The organism is Ectopseudomonas toyotomiensis (genome assembly GCF_900115695.1).
Classification (GTDB): Bacteria; Pseudomonadota; Gammaproteobacteria; order Pseudomonadales; family Pseudomonadaceae; genus Aquipseudomonas; species Aquipseudomonas toyotomiensis.
Genome location: NZ_FOXK01000006.1, coordinates 375,478 through 396,405, shown reverse-complemented (window position 1 = coordinate 396,405; position 20,928 = coordinate 375,478). Strand labels below are relative to the sequence as shown.

The following is a 20,928-nucleotide window of genomic DNA, read 5'->3' as shown; positions in this document are numbered from 1 at the left end:
GCGCTGCATCAAGCCACCGCTACCACGTCGAGGATGCGCTGGATCACGCGGTCCTGATCGACGCCCGAGGCTTCCGCCTCGAAGGAGAGGATGATGCGATGGCGCAACACGTCGAACAGCACCGCCTGGATATCCTCGGGGCTGACGAAGTCGCGCCCGGCCAGCCAGGCGTGGGCGCGGGCGCAACGGTCCAGGGCGATGGAGCCGCGCGGGCTGGCGCCATAGGCGATCCAGTCGGCCAGCTCGGCGTCGAACTTGGCCGGGGTACGGCTGGCCATGACCAGTTGCACCAGGTACTCCTCCACGGCATCGGCCATGTACAGGCCGAGGATTTCCTTGCGCGCGGCGAACACCGCCTGCTGGCTCACCCGGTGCTCTGGCTTGGCCTCACCGTTGAGCGCATCGCCACGGGCCTGGGCGAGAATCTTGCGCTCCACCGCCGCGTCGGGAAAACCGATCTTAACGTGCATCAGAAAACGGTCGAGCTGCGCTTCCGGCAGCGGGTAGGTGCCTTCCTGCTCGATGGGGTTCTGCGTGGCCATGACCAGGAACAGTGGCGACAGGTCGTAGGTGCTGCGGCCGACCGACACCTGGCGTTCGGCCATGGCCTCGAGCAGCGCCGACTGCACCTTGGCCGGGGCACGGTTGATCTCGTCGGCCAGCACCAGGTTATGGAAGATCGGTCCCTGCTGGAACACGAAGCTGCCGGTTTCCGGGCGGTAGATCTCGGTGCCGGTGATATCCGCCGGGAGCAGGTCGGGGGTGAATTGTATGCGATGGAACTCGCCTTCTATGCCTTCGGCCAGTTCCTTGATCGCCTTGGTCTTGGCCAGACCGGGGGCGCCTTCGACCAGTAGATGGCCGTCGGCGAGCAGGGCGATCAGCAGGCGCTCGATGAGCTTTTCCTGGCCGAGAATCTGGGTGGAGAGAAATTGGCGTAATGCGACCAGCGCTTCACGGTGTTCCATCGTAGGGCTCTTCTGGCGGATGGGCGGGGCTTTTACTGCCGCGCGTGCAGACCGCCGACTTTAATGCATTTGCGGCTTCGGCCGCTATGTGCGGCGCGGGTCATGAACAGTCTGGCAACAGAAATGCGAGGATGTCGCCAGCGCTGAAATGACCCGCCGTCGACGAGGGCGGGTCATGTAGCCAGGTGCGACGCTATTGCCACTGCGCCAGGAGCCGGCGCTGGGTGAGCAGGGCGCTGTCCTGCGTGGTGGGAGCAAGCTGTATGGTCTGCCCCGGCAGGCATTGCGCCAGCCGAGCCACGGCCTGTGGCGTCAGCGCGCCGAGGCGCGGGTAGCCACCGATGGTTTGGCGGTCGTTGAGCAGGATGATCGGTTGGCCATCCGGCGGCACCTGCACGGCGCCCAGCGGGATGCCTTCGGAGATCATCGAACTGCGTTGGCATTGCAGCTGCGGGCCGTTGAGACGAATGCCCATGCGGTCGGCGCGCTGATCGATCAGCCATTGGCTGTTGAAGGCGTCGAACAGGCTCTGGCCGCGGAAGTCACCGATCTGCGCACCCAACACCAACTGCAGGCGCGGCGCATCCTGATACTCGGGAATGAACTCGCTGGGCATCTGCCGCGTTTCATTGGCGTTGCCGCTCCAGCCCAGAGCATCGCCGACAGCGATGGCGCGGCCATCGCCCTGCAGGCCACCAAGGCCCTCACGGAGCATGCTGGCGCAACTGCCCAGCACCAGCGGAGCCTGGAATCCACCTGGCGCTGCGAGATAGGCGCGGGCGCCCTGACGCGGCTGGGCGAAGCTCAGACGCTGGCCCTGACGCACCGCGAAGCTACGCCACGGCGCCAGCGGCTGCTCGTCCAGACGCGCGCCGAGATCGGCACCGGTCAGCGCCAGTGTGGCGTCACGGCTGCATTCGAACTCGGCGTTGCCCAGGGTGATCTCCACCACAGCGGCAGTCAGCGGGTTACCCAGCAGCCAGTTGGCCCAGCGATGGGCGATCCAGTCCAGGGCGCCGCACTGGGTCACGCCAAGGTGGCGTACGCCGAAACGGCCAGCATCCTGCAGTTGAATGAACGGGCTGCTGCGCAATACGCGCAGGCCGCCATTGATAGCGCTCATTGGCTGGCCTCCAGCGGGCTGTCGTCGCCACCCAGGCGGATGAATTCGGCGCGCTCGATGGGCACGAAACGCACCCGATCACCGGGTTGCAGCAGGCTGTAGCCTTCGATATCGCTGCCGAACAGGCGGCTCGGCGTGCGCCCGATCAGGTTCCAACCGCCGGGCGAAACCACCGGGTAGGTGGCCGTCTGTCGTTCGGCGATGCCGACGCTGCCGGCGGCGATGCGCTTGCGCGGCGTGCTCAGGCGCGGCGCGGCGAGGATTTCCTCGACCAGGCCCATGAAGGCGAAGCCGGGGGCGAAGCCCAGGGCGAATACCTGATAGGCATGGCTGCTGTGTCGGGTGATCACCTCGGCTTCGCTGAGCCCGCTGCGCCGGGCCAGCAGTTGCAGCTCCGGGCCGACGCTGCGGTCGTACCAGGTGGGCAACTGGTGTTCGCGACCGTCTTGCAGATCGGCAGGCTGCAAGCCAGCGAGTGCTTCGGCGACCTTCGCTCGTGCCTGCTCGCTGTCGAGCTGGCACAGGTCGTAGTGCAGCAACAGCGTGGTGTAGGAGGGCACGAGGTCGATCAGCGCGCCGCCGAACACTTCCTGCAGGCGCGCGCGTGCGGCCAGCATCCACGGCATGTTGGCTTCATCGATAAAGTCGAACAGGCGCAGGATCACACTATCGATGCCGGCGACTTCCAGCCGGGCGTTAGGCGCCTTCATGCCTGAACCAGGCTGTCGAAGGCCTGGCGGATGCGTTGCACGGCAGCCACCGAGCTGGCGTTGTCGCCATGCACGCACAGTGTCTGCGCGGCCAGGTGCAGTGCGCTGCCGTCGCTGGCCTGCAGGGCCTCGCCACGCGCCAGGGTGACTGCCTGGCCGACGATCACCTCGCTGTCGTGATGCACGGCCCCCGGCAGGCTGCGACTGACCAGAAAACCGGCGGCGTCGTAGGCGCGGTCGGCGAAGGCTTCGAACCACAGGGTCAGGCCGAATTCGTCGCCCAGTGCCTGGGCTGCGCTGTTGTCACGGGTGCACATCAGCATCAGCGGCAACTGGCGGTCGTACTTGGCCACGGCGCTCATCACCGCACGCAGGGTGGCGGGCTTGCGCATCATGTCCTGATACAGCGCGCCATGTGGTTTGACGTAGCTGACACGGGTCCCCTGGCTGCGGCAAATGCCTTCCAGTGCACCGATCTGGTAGAGCATCAGGTCCTCGACTTCCTGCGGCGTGCAGTCCATCGAGCGACGGCCGAAGCCGACCAGATCCTGATAGGCAGTGTGCGCACCGATGCGCACGTCGTGGGCCACGGCCAGGGCCACGGTCTTGCGCATCACGCTGGGGTCCGAGGCGTGGAAGCCGCAGGCGATGTTGGCGCAGTCGATGTAGGGCATGACCTCGGCGTCCAGGCCCATGGTCCAGGCGCCGAAGCTTTCGCCGATGTCGCAATTCAAAAGCAGGCTGTTCAAGTGAGCATCCTAATCATGAGGTGCATGGATATGGCCGGACAGCTTTGAGCTGTTCTGGGAGTTGGCCTCATTTTTCCGGCGCCGCCCAGAGGCGTCCAACTAATAAAAGCATCCGCCGGAGATAGGAAAAGCTGATGGTGTCGGGCATCGGATTTTCTGATCGCCAGACGCCGGTTTTTCCCGTTGGACAGTGCCGGCCGTCGCGCTCGACAGTGAGTCGGGTGAACGCTCCTTGGCGCCGTTCTGGTGCACCCCCGGTGTGTCCCGTACCCGGGGGCTTTTGCGTTCCTTTCGAGTCGACTCAGTACTTGGCTACCAGTCTACGGGGGAACCCCAGTGAAGACCGCACCCTGTCTGTCCGCGCTCTGCGCCTTGCTTGTCGCTATACCCATGGTTTCACCCGTGTACGGCGGCGAACGCTGGTCGATGTCGGTGGAACAGCCGGCCGGCAATTTCATCAGCCGCGTGGCGGTGGAGTTTGCCAGGAATGTTCGCCATGCCACCAATGGCCAGCTGAACATACGCGTTCACCCGAACTCCACCTTGTATCGCCGCCCTGAGGTCAAGCCTGCAGTAACCCGCGGCGATATTCAGATTGGCGATGTGTTCATGTCTGCGCTGGGCAATGAAGATCCGATCTACGAGCTGGACAGCCTGCCGTTTCTCGCCACCGACTACGAGCAGGCGCGCAAGCTCTGGGCGGTGAGCCGTGAAGCGGTGGAGCAGCGCCTGCTGGCCGATGGAGCGCGCCTGGTTTACGCGGTGCCTTGGCCGGCGCAGAGCCTGTTCAGCAATCGGCCGTTGCAGACTGTGGAGGATGTTCGCGATCTGCGTTTTCGCAGTTACAACCCGACCATCTCGCGTCTGGCCCATTTGCTCCATGCGCAGCCGACGACCATCAATACCGAGGACGTACCGCAAGCCTTCCGCGACGGCCAGGTGGACATCATGCTCACTTCCAGCGCTACAGGCATGGACCTGCGCGCCTGGGACTTCGTCTCGCATTTCTATGACGTACGCGCCTTCATCCCGAAGAACATCGTTATCGTCAACGAGCGTGCCTTCCAGCGTCTACCCGAAGCCCAGCGTAGCGCCTTGCTGCATGCCGGTGAACGGGCCGAGCGGGCAGGGTGGGAGTTGTCGTGGGCCTTGACCGGTTATCAGACGCGGATGCTCGCCAGGCACGGCATGACCGTGGTGCAGAACATTGACCCGCAATTGCGCCGGAAGCTGACCGAAGTCGGCCAGCAGATTACCGAGGAGTGGCTGGCGCGTGCCGGCGATGAGCATGCGCAGATCATCGAGGCGTATCTCGACGGGCAGCCACGTTAGGCCGCCTGCGCGAATGCCCGGTCGGCATCGCGACCGGGCTCTCACAGCACTCAGGCCAGGCGGAACTGCCTGGCGCTGCGCCCCAGTGCATCGACCTGGGATGACAGCCCATCGGTATGGCCGTCCAGGGTGTGGCGCAGGTCCTTGCTCTGCCCGGTGTGCACGTTGATGGTTTCCATCTTGTCGGCGATGTCCTCGGTGGTGGTGGAGACTTCCTCGATGGCCACCACGACCTGGTTCATCTCGCCGGTCAGGCGCTCCATCGCCGAGGTGATGGAGCTGATGGCGTCGGCCACCTGAGCAGCATGTCGCTCGCTGTCGGCGGCCAGGTTCAGGCCATTGCTCATGAGTTGGTGCATGTGTCGGGTCTGTTGCTGGAACTCGCCGACGATGGCGCTGATGTCGGTGGTTGCCGAGACCGTCTTCTGCGCCAGCGAGCGCACTTCATCGGCCACCACCGAGAAGCCGCGGCCAGCGTCACCCGCCCGGGCTGCCTCGATTGCCGCGTTGAGGGCGAGCAGGTTGGTCTGATCGGCGAGGCTGTTGATCACATCGACGATGCCGTTGACCCGCGCGCTGCTCTGGCCGAGGGCATCGACCTGGCTGTGAGTGTCCTGAATCAGCTGCGCCAGGCGACTCATGCTGTCGACGCTGGCGGCGATCACTTCGCCGCCGTTACGCGCGGCATCGTAGGCGCTGGTGGTGGCAGTGCCGACTTGCGCCGTACGCTGCGCCATGTCGTTGAGGGTGGCGCTGATCTGGTGCGAGGCCGAGGCGGCCTGCTCGGTCTGCATTTCCACCTGGGTGCTGTTGTCACCCAACTGACGCATGGCATCGCCCAGGTGATGGTGCAGGCGGCTCAGCTCGCCGTTGGCACGCACCACTTCGGCAACGATACCGCCGATGCCCTGGATCATGCGGTTGGCGGCGTCGGCTAACTGGTTGAATTCGTCACGCGGGTTGCTGCCCACCGGCAGCTTGCCGGTGAGATCGCCGGAGGCGACCTGAGTGAGCAGTTGAATGACGTTGCGCAGGCGGCTGACCAGAGTGCGCGAAGCCTGCAGCAGGGTGAAGCAGAGCAGGGCGGCAACGGCGAGGAAGCTCAGCCCCATCATCCACAGTGCGGACAGGCGGGCCTGCTCGGCTTCCTGGGTGCGGCGCAACAACAGGCCGCTCTGCAGCGCCTGCGCTTGTTCGTCGATGCGCGTCTGCAGTTGCTCGCCCAGTTGGCGCAGGCGCTGATTGGTGGCGTTGATGCGCTCGATGTTGCCATGGATATCAGTGAACGCCTGGGCATAGCCTTGCACGTTCTTGCCGATCGGTGTGTCCTGCCATTCGAGATCCGCGATCTGTTCCTGCAGTTTGCCGATGGCCGTCAGAGCAATCTGGGCGAACGCCGGGTCGAAGGTCGACAGATAGTCACGCTGGCTGCTCAGGGCACTGGTAATGAAGGGTTTGATCAGGTCGAAACTGATCGCCTCCAGGGCCTTGCCTCTTTCCGTCAGGGTTTTACGCTGGCCCTCGAAGGGGGTCAGACCCAGGGCTTGATTGAAGCTCAGCCACTGGCGCTGTTGGGTCAGTTCCTCCAGTAGCACGGCCTGGATCTGCTGGGCGTGTTGCAAGGTGGCGTCGTCTTCCAGTGCCTGGGCTTGCGTCAACAGTTGTCCGATGAGTTCTTGCAGCTCATTGAGACCGTTGTCGAACGCTGCTTGCAGGTCGGGGGTGATCTGTTGGCGCAGTGCGTTCTGTTGCCACCAGTGGTTCATCAACTGGGTACTGGCGCTGGCATAGGCTGCCGCCTGTTCCCTCGCCTGTAAGGCACTGCTGACGCGATGGTTGGCCCATAACGAGGCGGCCGCCATCAGAATCAGGCTGATCAGGGTGAGCGCGATAAGGGCGCGGAATTTTTGTTGCCAGGACAGTAAAAAGCTCACGATAACGCCTCGCCATCTTCTTCAGGATGATTCTCAGGAATCGGCAAGTTGTCATACAACTTGATTAAAAGTCTATGGCCTTCTTGCTTCCCGAGAAATGCAAACGGGGCCGTAATGGCCCCGTCATCTGGTTGAAGTGCTTACCAGAGCGCCAGGGTGTAGCTGAGAATCAGGCGATTCTCGTCGAGATCGTTACCGAAATTGGAGCGAACGGTGGCGTTACGCCATTTCAGCCCCAGGTTCTTCAGCGGACCGTTCTGCACCACGTAGGCGATATCGGTATTGCGTTCCCATTCCTTGCCTTCGCTGTTGCGGCCGGCGACCTCGACGTTGTCACCGGAGATGTAGCGGGTCATGAAGGTCAGGCCGGGGATGCCGATGCTGGCGAAGTTGTAGTCGTAGCGCACCTGCCAGGAGCGTTCTTCGACGTTGGCGAAGTCGTTGATCTGCACGAAGTTGACCAGGAACGGATCGCTGCTGGCGATGTACGGGAACGGATCGTCACCGCTCATGCGCTGGTAGCCGGCGCCGACGGCGTGGCCGCCCAGGCTGTAGGTGAACATGGCGCCGAAGGCCTTGTTGTCGAGGTCGCGGAAGTTGCCGTCCTCACGGCTTTGCGAGTAGCGCAGGTCGGTTTTGAACGACTGGCCATCGCCCAGCGGCATTACGTGCACCAGCGTGCCGTAGTACTGCTGGTAGATATCCTCGAGGGTGCCGTAGTGCAGGCCGGCGGTCAGTTGCGGGGTGATCTTGTACTCGCCGCCACCGAACACGAAGGAATCACTGCTGCCGCCGATGCGGTTGCCGGTCATCTCGGTGTAGTCGGTGGAGCTGTTGGCCTTGATGCGGTTGATCTTGCCGCCCTGCAGGGTCAGGTTGTCGATTTCCTGAACATTCAGCAGTGCACCCTGGAAGGTCTGCGGCAGCAGACGCGAGTCATTGGCCGAGACGATCGGGCTGCGAAAGTGCAGGGCGCCAGCTTTCAGTGTGCTGTTGGAGACCTTCACCTTGGCGGTCAGGCCGAGCTTGGAATACTCATCCTGCGAGCCGCCGGAGCCATCGGCCGGCAGCAGGCCGCTGCCAGCGGTGCCATCACCTGAGTCGAGTTTCACACCGAGCATCCCCAATGCATCGATACCGAAACCGACGGTGCCCTCGGTGTAGCCGGACTCCATGCGCAGCAGAAAGCCCTGCGCCCATTCCTCGGCCTTGTCACGGGCGCCGCTCTGGCGGAAGTCACGGTTGAAATAGAAGTTGCGCATCTCGACGCTGGCCTTGCTGTCAGCGATGAAATCGGCATGTGCGATGCTCGGCAGGCCGCCGCCGAGCAGCAGCGCGGATGCCAATGGGTAATGGGGTTTCATGGTGCAGTGTCTCCTGTTGGGAGCGCGCAGCCGACGAGAGCAGCTGCTTGGCAGAGCGCGTTTTGAATGATGTTGTTGTGGTCTGCGCAGAGCGCGGCGCCATTCTTCAAAGCGTTGTTCGGCGGCGTCCAACGAGAAAAAACAGGGGGCCAGCGATAGGAAAATTCATCGGCTGGGCGAAAAACCTCTGGCATACAACCTGCTACGCCTGAGGCTGCGTGGGCGCTGCCAATCAGCCCCTGAGAAGAACATTGCGAAGAGGCGTTACGGCATGAATCTGAGATTTCTCGAGACCTTCGTCTGGGTGGCACGGCTCAAGAGCTTCCGCCTGACAGCCGAGAAGCTGTTCAGCACCCAGGCGTCCATTTCCAGCCGTATCGCTGCGCTCGAGGATGAACTCGGCACACGTCTTTTTCTGCGTGATTCCAAGGGCGTATCGCTGACCCCGGAAGGGCAGAAGGTGCTCGAATATGCCGAGCGCATGATCGACACCATGCAGGCCTTGAAGCAGTCGATCAGCGATACTGGCAACATCCAGGGGCGTATTCGCGTCGGCGCGATGGATACCGTCATTCACACCTGGTTGAGTCCGTTCGTAACACGGGTGATGGAGCGCTACCCCGCGGTGGAGATCGAACTGACCGCTGACACCGCGCGCAACCTCAACGAGCAATTGCTCAAGGGCTATCTGGATATCGTGTTCCAGACCGACATGGTCAACGGCGACAGCGTGCGCAATCTGGAACTGGCTGCCTTTCCGGTGCGCTGGATCGTCCCGACCGGTTCGCTGTACCACCGCAGCTACGCTTCGATGGAGGAGCTGGCGCGTGAGCGCATCATCACCTTCTCGAAGAATTCGCGGCCGCATCAGGACATTCTCAACCTGCTGCATGCCGGCAGCGTCAGTGCGCCACGCATCAATTGCGTCAACTCCATCGCCGCGATGACGCGTCTGGTGCGCGACGGGTTCGGTATCGGCGCGCTGCCGCCAGCGCTGGTGCATGACGAACTCAAGCAAGGCCTGCTGACCATTCTCGACGAGGTTCCCGAGCCGCCGCCCTTGCCGGTGGTCGCCACCTGGCGTACAGGCGTGGGGCTGGAACTCAGCGAAGACATCATCGCCCTGGCCTGCGAGGCACTGGATGTCTACGCCGAGGAAATGGGCGAGGCCTGCATGGCGCGAGTCGCGCCAGCCCCGGAACAGCAGAGCGCCTGATTACCTCCACTCAGCTGTCTGCGGGCCCTTCAATGGCTGCCCGCTGCTGGTGCGTTTGTCGCGAAAACGCCCCTTTTCATCCCATAACGATTTCCGATCATGCGCCTCCGGTTTTTCTAGTTGGACAGGGTAGGGCGATGCGCTGAGACTCGAAATCGTCTTCCAGCCGCGCCTTGCGGCGCACAAAAAATAATGAACAGGAGAGCACCATGAAAAGCATCGCATCGCGTTTCGCCATTACCGCTCTGGCTTGCGCACTGGGCTTCGGCGCCCAGGCCGCCGAGCGCTGGAACATGACCGCCGAGAATCCCGATGGCAACTTCATCACCACCGTGGCCAAGGAGTTCGCGCAGGATGTGGAAAAAGCCAGTAACGGCGAACTGGTTATTCGCGTGCACGCCAACTCGGTGCTGTTCAAGCGCCCCGAGGTCAAGCGTGCCGTACAGACCGGCCAGGTGCAGGTGGGCGACGTACTGATGTCGGTGCTGGGTAACGAAGATCCGATCTTCGAAATCGACAGCGTGCCGTTTCTGGTGCGCAACTACGAGCAGGCCCAGGCCCTGTGGGACGCGAGCCGCCCGGCTGTGGAAGAGCGCCTGGCCAAACAGGGCATCAAGCTGCTGTACGCCATGCCCTGGTCGCCGCAGAGCATCTTCACCAAGACGCCGATCGCGAGCATGGATGACTTCAAGGGCATGAAGTTTCGTGCCTACAACCCGGCCACTTCGCGCATGACCGAATTGATGGGCGCAGTGCCGACCGTGATCCAGACCGGCGAAATACCGCAAGCCTTCAGCACCGGCATGATCAACGGCATGCTCACCTCGCCGACCACAGGTGTGGACTCCCAGGCCTGGGACTTCTCCTCCTACTACTATGACGTCAAGGCGTTCATTCCGAAGAACTTCGTCATCGTCAACGCGCGTGCCTTCGCCCGCCTGCCGGAAGCGACCCAGGCGGCCGTACTGGCTGCTGCTGAGCGTGCCGAAAAACGTGGCTGGGCGATTGCCCAGGAAAAGACCAGTGAGCTGGTCAAGACCCTGGCCGACAATGGCATGCAGGTATCCGAGCAGGCCCCGGCGGCGGTGGAGAGCGGCTTCGAGCAGATCGGCCAGAGCATGACCGATGAGTGGCTCAAGCGTGCTGGTGCCGATGGCAAGGCGATTCTCGACACCTACCAGCCGTGACTCTGCTGCCCGCCGCGCTGGTTGCGGCGGGCTTTTCTCGTGGCTTGACCAGGGAGCCCGTTGTTAATGACCCCACTGCACAAGCTCTACACCCTGTCCGGATGGTTGTCCGGCGTGTTTCTCGTCCTGATCTGTGTACTCGTCGTGGCACAGATCGTCGCCCGCCAACTGGGCACCATGGTGCCCGCCGCCGATGAGTTCGCCGCCTACGCGATGGCTGCGTCGGGCTTTCTCGCCTTGCCCTATGCACTGCAGCGCGGCGCGCACATCCGTGTGGAACTGCTGTTGCGCCTGCTGCCCGCTGGCGGTCGCCGTGTAGTCGATGTATTGGCCACGCTGGTCGGGTTGGGGATCGCCACCTATATGGCCTGGTACTGCGCGTTGTTCGTTCTGGAGTCCTACGAGTTCAAGGAAGTGTCGTCCGGTCTGTTGCCGATTCCCATGTGGTTGCCGCAGCTGCCGATGTTGCTTGGCACGCTGATTCTGGTGGTGGCCATGGCCGAGCGCCTGGTGCTGAGCTGTCAGGGCAAACGCTTCGAAGCTGCCGAAGCCGGTACGGCGATGAGCGAGTGAGCCTGCGGGCTCGACCCCTAATTGCGGCCATCGCCGCACTGCATTCGTGAGTGAACCCGTGGACTACACAATTATTACAATCACCCTGCTGCTGGCGCTGTTCGTTCTGCTTGGCGGCGGCGTCTGGGTTGCCCTGTCATTGCTTGGCGTCGGCATCATCGGCATGGAGCTGTTCGGCGGTGCGCCGGCCGGCTCGATCCTCGCTTCCATCAGTTGGGCTTCCAGTGCCAGCTGGACACTGACGGCGCTGCCGCTGTTCATCTGGATGGGCGAGATTCTCTATCGCACGCGTCTTTCCGAAGACATGTTCAACGGTCTGGCGCCGTGGATGCGGGGCCTGCCTGGGCGGCTGCTGCACGTCAACGTGTTCGGCTGCGGCCTGTTCGCCGCGGTCAGTGGCTCTTCCGCTGCCACCGCTGCCACCATCGGCCGTATCTCTCTGCCCGAGCTGAAGTCGCGCGGCTACCCGGAATCCATCGCCATGGGCTCGCTGGCTGGTGCCGGCACGCTAGGTTTGCTGATTCCGCCGTCGATCATGATGATCGTCTATGGCGTGGCGGCACAGGTATCGATCTCGCGTCTGTTCATCGCCGGCATTCTGCCGGGCCTGCTGCTGCTGGCGATTTTCAGCGGTTATCTGATGCTCTGGTCTGCCTGCAATCGCAGCAAGCTGCCGGAGGAGGGCGAGCGCCTGCCGTTCATGGAAAAACTGCGCCGAGCCAAACTGCTGATTCCGGTGCTGGGCCTGATCGTCGCGGTGATTGGTTCGATCTACGGCGGCATCGCCACGGCCACCGAGGCAGCGGCAGTGGGGGTGGTCGGTGCGCTGCTGATCGCGCTGCTCTCGGGGTCGCTGACCCGGGAAACCTTCATGGCCAGCCTGATGGGCGCGGTGTGCACCTCGTGCATGATCTTCTTCATCCTGCTCGGCGCGGCCTACCTGACCTCGGCCATGAGCTTCACCGGCCTGCCGGCGGCGCTGGCCGATTGGATCATCGCCAAACAGCTGTCGCCGTACCTGTTGCTGCTGGCGCTGACGTTGTTCTTCATCGCCCTGGGCTGCTTTCTCGACGGCATCTCGATCATCCTGCTGACCACTGCAGTGATTCTGCCGGCGGTGCAGGCTGCCGGGATCGATCTGCTGTGGTTCGGCATCTTCGTCATCCTGGTGGTGGAAATGGCGCAGATCACCCCGCCGGTGGGTTTCAACCTGTTCGTCATCCAGAACCTCACCGGGCGCAACCTGGGCGCGGTGGCGCGTGCCAGCTTTCCGTTCTTCCTCCTGCTGGTGCTGGCGGCGATCCTGATCACCTTGTTCCCGCAGATCGTGCTGGCGCTGCCTCAAGCGATGCGCGGCACCTGATCTCTCTCCCTGGCCCGCTCGCGCTGCGCTGGCGGGCCATGGCTTTTTCTTTTTGCACCGTGCCGGTGCAGCCTTGAAAGAAAATGTCGCAGCGCCGCAAGCGGTTGCGGGTCATCCCTCGTTAAGCTCGCTGGCTATATGTGACCAGTCGGTCGCTCCCTTCACGCCGGTCCGCATGCGACTTGCAAGTGTCATCGTCGCTTCATGGACTAACGTTGAACTAACACCTTACGACAGCGATCCAGACCTCCTGTCGAACCACCAGCCCAATGGAGCAAAACCATGGCGTTCTTTACGGCGGCCAGCAAAGCCGACTTCCAGCACCAACTGCAAGCGGCCCTGGCACAGCACGTGAGTGAGCAGGCGCTGCCACAAGTAGCCCTATTCGCCGAACAGTTCTTCGGCATCATCGCCCTCGAGGAGTTGACCCAGCGGCGTTTGTCTGATCTGGTCGGCTGCACCCTGTCGGCCTGGCACATGCTGGAGCATTTCGATCACGCCAAGCCGCAGGTGCGCACTTTCAACCCCGATTACGAGAAGCACGGCTGGCAGTCCACCCACACCGCGGTGGAAATCCTGCATGGCGACATCCCGTTCCTGGTCGACTCGGTGCGCATGGAGCTCAATCGCCATGGCTACAGTATCCACACCCTGCAGAACAGCGTGTTCAGCGTGCGCCGTGACAAGAATGGCCAACTGCTGGAAATTCTCCCGCGTGGTACCCAGGGCGAGGGTGTGCTGCAGGAAGCGCTGATGTTCCTGGAAATCGACCGTTGCTCCAGCTCCGCCGAACTGAAAACCCTGGAGAGGGCCATCCACGAAGTCTTCAGCGATGTGCGCATGAGCGTCGCTGACTTCCAGCCGATGAAGGCCAAGGCGCGCGAGCTGCTGGCCTGGCTGGATCGCGCCAAGCTCAAGGTAGACAAGGCCGAACTGGATGAAATCAAGGTCTACCTGAACTGGTTGCTGGACAACCACTTCACCTTCCTCGGTTACGAGGAATTTACCGTCGCCCCGACCGCCGATGGCGGCAGCATGGTCTACGACGAGAAATCCCTGCTGGGCCTGTCCAAACGCCTGCGCACCGGATTGTCCGCCGAGGAGCTGCACATCGAGCCTGAGGCGGTGGCCTACCTGCGCGAGCCGCAGCTGTTGTCCTTCGCCAAGGCTGCAGTGCCGAGCCGTGTGCATCGTCCGGCCTATCCGGATTTCGTTTCCATCCGCGAGCTCGATGCCAAGGGCAACGTGGTCAAGGAATGCCGCTTCATGGGCCTGTACACCTCGGCGGTGTATGCCGAGAGCGTATGGAACATCCCCTATATCCGCCGCAAGGTGGACGTGATAAAGCAGCGTTCGGGCTTCGACAGCAGTGCCCACCTGGGCAAGGAACTGGCCCAGGTACTGGAAGTGCTGCCGCGTGACGACCTGTTCCAGACCCCGGTGGACGACCTGTTCAATACCGCGCTGTCCATCGTGCAGATCCAGGAGCGCAACAAGATTCGCGTGTTCCTGCGCCGCGATCCCTACGGCCGCTTCTGCTACTGCCTGGCCTACGTGCCGCGCGACGTCTACTCCACCGAAACCCGGATGAAGATCCAGCAGGTGCTGATGGAGCGCCTGCAGGCCACCGATTGCGAGTTCTGGACCTTCTTCTCCGAGTCGGTGCTGGCGCGCGTGCAGTTCATCCTGCGCGTCGACCCGAAGAACAAGACCCAGATCGACCCGGTGCGTCTGGAGAAGGAAGTCATCCAGGCCTGCCGATCGTGGAAGGACGACTACGCCAGCCTGATGGTCGAAAGCCTCGGCGAAGCCCAGGGCACCAACGTCCTGGCCGAGTTCCCCGGCGGCTTCCCGGCCGGTTACCGCGAGCGTTTCGCCCCGCACTCGGCGGTGGTGGACATGCAGCACCTGCTCAGCCTGAGCAATGACAAACCGCTGGTGATGAGCTTCTACCAGCCATTGGCCCAGGCAGGGCAGCAACTGCACTGCAAGCTGTATCACGCCGACACGCCGCTGCCGCTGTCCGACGTGCTGCCGATTCTGGAGAACCTCGGCCTGCGCGTGCTAGGCGAGTTCCCCTACAAGCTGCGCCGCAATGACGGCCGCGAGTTCTGGATTCACGACTTCGCCTTCACCTACGCCGAAGGCCTGGACGTCGACATCCAGCAGCTCAACGACACCCTGCAGGACGCCTTCATTCACATCGTCGGCGGCGATGCCGAGAACGATGCATTCAACCGCCTAGTGCTGACCGCCGCCATGCCCTGGCGTGAAGTGGCGCTGCTGCGTGCCTACGCGCGCTACCTGAAGCAGATCCGCCTGGGCTTCGACCTCAGCTATATCGCTGCGACTCTGATCAACCACGCCAACATCGCCAAGGAGCTGGTGCGCCTGTTCCGCACCCGTTTCTACCTCGCGCGCAAGCTCGCCGCCGAGGATCTGGAAGACAAGCAGCAGAAGCTTGAACAGGCCATCCTCGCCGCGCTGGACAACGTCGCCGTGCTCAACGAAGACCGCATCCTGCGTCGCTATCTGGACCTGATCAAAGCCACCCTGCGTACCAACTTCTTCCAGACCGACGCCAGCGGCGCGGCCAAGTCCTATTTCAGCTTCAAACTCAGCCCGCGCCTGATTCCGGAGATTCCGCGTCCGGTGCCGAAGTTCGAAATCTTCGTCTACAGCCCGCGCGTCGAAGGCGTGCACCTGCGCTTCGGCGACGTGGCCCGTGGCGGTCTGCGCTGGTCGGATCGTGAAGAGGACTTCCGTACCGAAGTGCTCGGCCTGGTCAAGGCGCAGCAGGTAAAGAACGCGGTTATCGTGCCGATGGGCGCCAAGGGCGGCTTCGTACCGCGCAAGATGCCGGTCGGCGGCTCGCGTGACGAGGTGATGGCCGAGGGCATCGCCTGCTACCGCATCTTCATCAGCGGCCTGCTGGACATCACCGACAACCTCAAGGAAGGTGAGGTGGTGCCGCCGCAGAACGTGGTGCGCCATGATGCCGACGACCCCTATCTGGTGGTGGCGGCGGACAAGGGCACCGCGACCTTCTCCGACATCGCCAACGGCATCGCTGCCGAGTACGGCTTCTGGCTCGGCGACGCCTTCGCCTCCGGCGGTTCGGCCGGTTACGACCACAAGGGCATGGGCATCACCGCCAAGGGCGGCTGGGTCTCGGTGCAGCGCCACTTCCGCGAGCGCGGCATCGACGTGCAGAAGGACAACGTCACCGTGATCGGCATCGGCGACATGGCCGGCGACGTGTTCGGCAACGGCATGCTGCTGTCGGACAAGCTGCAGCTGGTGGCCGCCTTCAACCACATGCACATCTTCATCGATCCGAACCCGGATGCGGCCAAGAGCTTCGCCGAGCGCAAGCGTCTGTTCGACTTGCCGCGTTCGAGCTGGGCCGACTACGACAGCAAGCTGATCTCCGAGGGCGGCGGCATCTTCCTGCGCAGCGCCAAGAGCATCGCCATCACCCCGCAGATGAAGGCGCGCTTCGATATCGCCGCCGACAAGCTGGCGCCCACCGAGCTGCTCAACGCGCTGCTCAAGGCACCGGTCGACCTGCTGTGGAATGGCGGTATCGGCACCTACGTCAAATCCAGCAAGGAAAGCCACGCCGACGTCGGCGACAAGGCCAACGACGCGCTGCGCGTGGACGGACGTGAACTGCGCGCCAAGGTGGTGGGCGAGGGCGGCAACCTGGGCATGACCCAGCTTGGCCGTGTCGAGTTCGGCCTGCATGGCGGCGCCAGCAACACCGACTTCATCGACAACGCCGGTGGTGTGGACTGCTCCGACCACGAGGTGAACATCAAGATCCTGCTCGGCGAGATCGTCTCTGGTGGCGACATGACCGAGAAGCAGCGCAACAAGCTGCTGGCCGAGATGACCGACGATGTGTCCGAGCTGGTGCTCGGCAACAACTACAAGCAGACCCAGGCGCTGTCCCTGGCCGAGCGCCGCGCCCGCGAGCGCGTCGGCGAGTACAAGCGCCTGATGAACGCGCTGGAAAGCGCCGGCAAGCTGGACCGCGCCCTGGAGTTCCTGCCGTCGGACGAGGAGCTCAATGAGCGCGCCACCAACGGCCAGGGCCTGACCCGGCCGGAGCTGTCGGTGCTGATTTCCTACAGCAAGATCGACCTCAAGGAGTCGCTGCTCAAGTCCCTGGTGCCGGACGACGATTACCTGGCGCGCGAGATGGAGACCGCCTTCCCGCCAATCCTCACTGAGAAGTTCGGCGACGCCATGCGCCGTCACCGCCTCAAGCGCGAAATCGTCAGCACGCAGATCGCCAACGACCTGGTCAACCACATGGGCATCACCTTCGTGCAGCGTCTGAAGGAGTCCACTGGCATGAGCGCGGCCAACGTCGCCGGTGCCTACGTCATAGTGCGTGATCTGTTCCGCCTGCCGCACTGGTGGTCGCAGATCGAGGCGCTGGACTACAAGGTCTCGGCCGATCTGCAACTGCAGTTGATGGACGAGCTGATGCGCCTGGGCCGCCGCGCCACGCGCTGGTTCCTGCGCAGCCGCCGTAACGAGCTGGACGCCGCGCGCGACGTGGCGCATTTCGCACCGCGCATCGAAGCGCTGGTCGGCCGCCTGGACGAACTGCTCGAAGGCCCGGCCCGCGAGCAGTGGCTGGCGCGCTATCAGAGCTTCGTCGAAGCCGGCACGCCGGAAGAGCTGGCCCGCGTGGTCGCCGGCACCAGTCATCTGTACACCTTGCTGCCGATCATCGAAGCAGCGGACGTCACTGGCAAGGATGCCAGTGAAGTGGCGACTGCCTACTTCGCCGTTGGCGGCTCCCTGGAGCTGTCCTGGTACCTGCAGCAGATCACCAATCTGCCGGTGGAGAACAACTGGCAGGCGCTGGCCCGCGAGGCCTTCCGTGATGATCTGGACTGGCAGCAGCGTGCGATCACCGTGTCGGTGCTGCAGATGGCCGATGGTCCGCAGGAAATCGAAGCGCGCGTGGCCCTGTGGCTCGACCAGCATCAACGCCTGGTCGACCGCTGGAAGGCGATGCTGGCCGAGCTGCGTTCGGCAACCGGCACCGACTACGCCATGTACGCGGTGGCCAACCGCGAGCTGATGGACCTGGCGCAAAGCGCCTGAGCCGTGCGCTTAAATAAAAGAGCCCCGCCAAGTGCGGGGCTTCTTTTTGTGGGGCGGTATTCGCAGGCTTTCGTCGCTCGGATGCAATTCCGGGGGCGCCGTTTCCCGGATTGCATCCGGGATACCACGCCGTTATCGGTGCGCGCAGCGCACCCTACGGTGCTGCCATGGGCGACGGGTAGGGTGCGCCGTGCGCACCGCCATGCTCCGGATCAGCGCAACATCTGTTCGACCAGGCGCTTCTCTTCGGAGAGTTCGCGCTGACGGGCATCGATGCGCGAGGCCAGCTGGAAGTTGTTGCTGGCACGGCGCTTGGCGAAGTCCAGCTGCTCGATGGCCTGGTTGTAGTCGCCGACCAGGGCGAAGAACTCCGCGCGTGCCTGGTGCAGGCCGATGGTATTGCCACTCAGGCCACGCACCTCGGCGACCTGGTACCAGACGTCCGGGTCCTTTGCGCGAGTCTTGAGCAGATTGTCCAGGGCGCGCTCGGCATCGGCGATGCGTTGCTGCTTGAGCAGCAGATCGACGCGAGCCTGCTGCAATGGGTAGTTGCTCGGGTAGAGGGTGAACATGCGCTCCAGACGTCGCTCGGCAGCGTCCAGGCGGTTGGCCGCCATATCCAGCTCGATCTGCGCCAGGTTGTAGGTGATATCGTCCGGGGTCTTGCTCAGCAGCGGCGCCAGGGTTTCACCGGCTTCGGCGAGTTGGCCGGTTTTCATCTGCGCCAGTACCAGGCCGTAGCGTGCGGCGTCGAGGCCAGGGTTCTCGTCGAGCATGGCGCGAAAGCGCTTGGCCGCAACGCCCGGCGTCTCTTCGTAGGTCAGTTGCACGCGGGCGCGCATCAACTGGTAGCGCAAGCTATCTTCGCGGCCAGTGGCCGGGTACTGCTCGGCGCGGTTGCGGGTGTCGGCAATACGCGATTCCGACACCGGGTGGGTGAGCAGGAATTCCGGCGGGCGGGCGTCGTAACGGTACTGACGCATCAGCCGTTCGAACATCAGCGGCATGGCGCGTGGGTCGTAGCCCGCCTTTTCCAGGTTGACCAGGCCGATGCGGTCGGCCTCCTGTTCGTTCTGCCGGGAGAAACGCCGTTGTTCCTGAATGGCAGCGGCCTGGGTCGACATGATGGTGGCGATGCCCGCATCACCAGCACCTGCAGCAGCGGCGACGATACCGGCAAGCATGGCGGCCATCAGCGGCAGTTGCATGCGTTGCTGGGCTTCGACGCCACGGGCGAAGTGGCGCTGCGACAAGTGCGCCAATTCGTGCGCCATGACCGAGGCGTACTCGGCTTCGGTCTGGGCATAAAGGAACAGGCCACCGTTGACCCCGACGATCCCGCCGGGGGCGGCGAAGGCGTTGAGCTGCGGGCTGTTGAGCAACACGAACTCCAGGCGGCGGTCCTGCAGTTGGCTGGTTTCCGACAGACGATAGACGCTGGTCTCGACGAAATCCTTCAGTTGCGGATCGTCCAGTTGTGAAACCTGTCCACGCAGCAGGCCGAGCCAGGCACGGCCGAGCTGGTGTTCTTGCTGGGGCGAGACGATCGAGGAGCTGGCGTCGCCTAGCGACGGCAGGTCACTGGCACCCGTGTGGGCGGCGAACAGGCAGGCCAGCGTCAGCAGGGTGGGGCGCAGAAAAGTCATGCACTCAGGGCTCTCGGGAGGCAAAGGCGTTACTGTAGCCGGCCAGCTACCGCGCTGGCCAGGGTTGTGGCGGCTTGGGTATCCTAGCCGACCTATCAGGAGTAGATGATGACAGACGTACCGGCTTTCGATGCTGAACTCGATGCCTGTGGGCTGAACTGCCCGCTGCCCTTGCTCAAGGCCAAGCTCGAACTCAATCGCCTGGCCAGTGGCGCGGTGCTCAAGGTCAGCGCCACTGACGCCGGCTCGCAGCGCGACTTTCGCGCCTTCGCCAGCCTGGCCGGGCATGCGCTGCTGCATGAAGAGCTCGAGGCAGGCATTTACCGCTATTGGCTGCGCAAGGCCTGAACAGCTGTTGCAGCTTGAAACATATCCCCGTAGTCATTCATGCGCGGCGTGCGCCATTTTTCATATGGCGGGCGTAGTGAAAGAACCGGCATTTCTCTGCGTTAAGGAATTCTGATGGTCAAGGTTTTGCGTAGTTGGCTGCATCGTTACTTCTCCGACGAACAGGCGGTGGTGTTGGCGGTGCTGTTGGTGCTGGGTTTTGCCGTGGTGCTGACGCTGGGCGGCATGCTCGCGCCGGTGCTGACCGGCCTGGTGCTGGCCTTTCTCATGCAGGGGCTGGTCAACGGTTTGGAGCGCCTGAAGGTGCCGCAGGTGCCGGCGGTCTGGCTGGTGTTCACCCTGTTCATGGGCGGCCTGACGGTGTTTATGCTGGTGCTGATGCCGCTGCTCTGGCAGCAGTTGAGCACGCTGTTCAATGAACTGCCGCGTATGGCCGCCGAATGGCAATCGGTGTTCCTGCTGCTGCCGGAGCGTTACCCGAACCTGATCACCGACGCGCAGGTCGTGCAACTGATCGACAGCATGCGCGGCGAAGCTGGCAAGTTCGGCCAGTGGGCGCTGTCGTTCTCCCTGTCCAGCCTGCCGATGCTGGTCAGCGTGATGATCTACCTGGTACTGGTGCCGATCCTGGTGTTCTTCTTCCTCAAGGACCGCGAGCAGATCGGCCAGTGGTTTCGCAGCTACCTACCGCGCGAGCGCTCACTGATTACCCAGGTGGCGCAGGAAATGAACCAGCAGATCGCCAACTACATCCGTGGCAAGTTCATCGAGATCATCATTTGCGGGGTGGTCACCTACATCGCCTTCGCTTACCTGGGCCTCAACTACGCCGCGCTGCTGGCGCTGCTGGTCGGCCTGTCGGTGGTGGTGCCTTATATCGGCGCGGTGGTGGTGACCGTGCCGGTGGCACTGATCGGCTTGTTCCAGTGGGGCTGGAGCGATCAGTTTCTCTACCTGATGGTGGTCTACGGCATCATCCAGGCGCTCGATGGCAACGTGCTGGTGCCGCTGCTGTTCTCCGAGGCGGTGAACCTGCATCCGGTGGCGATCATTTGCGCCGTGCTGCTGTTCGGCGGGCTGTGGGGCTTCTGGGGCGTGTTCTTCGCCATTCCGCTGGCGACCCTGTTCAAGGCCGTGATCAACGCCTGGCCGCGTACCGAGCCGGTGTCCGCCGAATAAGGCGTCGATGGCAAAGGCCGTGCCTGGGTTCCGACGCGGCCTTGCGTAGGAGCCCCGCCCCGGGGCGAAGCTTTCAATGGCCATGTTTGCGGTGGGGCGCCGCTCCTACACA

The 20,928-nt window shown here is 63.3% G+C and carries 15 protein-coding genes; 8 read left to right on the top strand and 7 right to left on the bottom strand.

Annotated elements, in window-relative coordinates:
- Positions 1-8: 8 nt before the first annotated feature.
- From BM186_RS14780 to BM186_RS14765, 4 genes are all read right to left on the bottom strand, one after another.
- Positions 9-968, bottom strand: coding sequence for an AAA family ATPase (locus tag BM186_RS14780; protein ID WP_003460622.1), 960 nt, complete (start codon positions 966-968; stop codon positions 9-11).
- A gap of 193 nt (positions 969-1,161) precedes the next feature.
- Positions 1,162-2,091 carry a 5-oxoprolinase subunit C family protein gene (locus BM186_RS14775; protein WP_074916212.1) on the bottom strand — a complete coding sequence of 310 codons (930 nt, stop codon included), beginning with the start codon at positions 2,089-2,091 and terminating at the stop codon, positions 1,162-1,164.
- Positions 2,088-2,801, bottom strand: a complete 714-nt coding sequence (locus tag BM186_RS14770; protein ID WP_074916211.1) for a 5-oxoprolinase subunit B family protein — start codon at positions 2,799-2,801, stop codon at positions 2,088-2,090. Before BM186_RS14770 ends, BM186_RS14775 begins: the two co-directional genes overlap by 4 nt.
- A complete protein-coding gene (locus BM186_RS14765; RefSeq protein ID WP_072425359.1) occupies positions 2,798-3,550 on the bottom strand; it encodes a 5-oxoprolinase subunit PxpA in 753 nt (250 codons plus the stop codon). Before BM186_RS14765 ends, BM186_RS14770 begins: the two co-directional genes overlap by 4 nt.
- Before the next feature lie 390 nt (positions 3,551-3,940).
- Here BM186_RS14765 and BM186_RS14760 point away from each other — a divergent pair, with 390 nt between their 5' ends.
- Positions 3,941-4,882 carry a TRAP transporter substrate-binding protein gene (locus BM186_RS14760; protein WP_241519861.1) on the top strand — a complete coding sequence of 314 codons (942 nt, stop codon included), beginning with the start codon at positions 3,941-3,943 and terminating at the stop codon, positions 4,880-4,882.
- 50 nt (positions 4,883-4,932) lie between these two features.
- Here the strand turns inward: BM186_RS14760 and BM186_RS14755 are convergent, their stop codons facing one another.
- Positions 4,933-6,816, bottom strand: a complete 1,884-nt coding sequence (locus BM186_RS14755; protein WP_074916210.1) for a methyl-accepting chemotaxis protein — start codon at positions 6,814-6,816, stop codon at positions 4,933-4,935.
- Between the two features lie 140 nt (positions 6,817-6,956).
- Positions 6,957-8,180, bottom strand: a complete 1,224-nt coding sequence (locus BM186_RS14750) for an OprD family porin (protein ID WP_074916208.1) — start codon at positions 8,178-8,180, stop codon at positions 6,957-6,959.
- A 271-nt stretch (positions 8,181-8,451) separates the two neighbouring features.
- On the opposite strand from BM186_RS14750, the gene BM186_RS14745 reads away from it, so the two are divergent.
- The 5 genes from BM186_RS14745 (at position 8,452) to BM186_RS14725 (ending at position 17,643) form a co-directional block, all read left to right on the top strand.
- Positions 8,452-9,396 (top strand): LysR family transcriptional regulator, encoded by a 945-nt coding sequence (locus BM186_RS14745; RefSeq protein WP_021489712.1) that lies wholly within the window; start codon positions 8,452-8,454, stop codon positions 9,394-9,396.
- A gap of 209 nt (positions 9,397-9,605) precedes the next feature.
- Entirely contained in the window at positions 9,606-10,583 is a 978-nt protein-coding gene (locus tag BM186_RS14740; RefSeq protein WP_074916206.1) for a TRAP transporter substrate-binding protein, read from the top strand.
- A gap of 66 nt (positions 10,584-10,649) precedes the next feature.
- Entirely contained in the window at positions 10,650-11,156 is a 507-nt protein-coding gene (locus BM186_RS14735; protein WP_074916204.1) for a TRAP transporter small permease, read from the top strand.
- Positions 11,157-11,214: 58 nt separating this feature from the next.
- Positions 11,215-12,519: a TRAP transporter large permease gene (locus BM186_RS14730; protein WP_074916202.1), complete on the top strand. Its 1,305-nt coding sequence runs from the start codon at positions 11,215-11,217 to the stop codon at positions 12,517-12,519.
- 282 nt (positions 12,520-12,801) lie between these two features.
- Positions 12,802-17,643, top strand: a complete 4,842-nt coding sequence (locus BM186_RS14725; protein ID WP_074916200.1) for an NAD-glutamate dehydrogenase — start codon at positions 12,802-12,804, stop codon at positions 17,641-17,643.
- Between the two features lie 212 nt (positions 17,644-17,855).
- On the opposite strand, the gene BM186_RS14720 is transcribed toward BM186_RS14725, so the two are convergent.
- A complete protein-coding gene (locus BM186_RS14720) occupies positions 17,856-19,289 on the bottom strand; it encodes a M48 family metalloprotease (protein WP_072425351.1) in 1,434 nt (477 codons plus the stop codon).
- Positions 19,290-19,397: 108 nt separating this feature from the next.
- Between BM186_RS14720 and BM186_RS14715 the strand changes: the two genes are divergently transcribed.
- Both BM186_RS14715 and BM186_RS14710 read left to right on the top strand, forming a co-directional pair.
- On the top strand, positions 19,398-19,637 hold the full coding sequence (locus tag BM186_RS14715; RefSeq protein WP_074916198.1) for a sulfurtransferase TusA family protein: 240 nt from the start codon (positions 19,398-19,400) through the stop codon (positions 19,635-19,637).
- Between the two features lie 114 nt (positions 19,638-19,751).
- Complete coding sequence (locus tag BM186_RS14710; RefSeq protein WP_074916195.1) at positions 19,752-20,816, top strand: AI-2E family transporter; 1,065 nt, start codon at positions 19,752-19,754, stop codon at positions 20,814-20,816.
- The last annotated feature ends 112 nt before the right edge of the window (positions 20,817-20,928 follow it).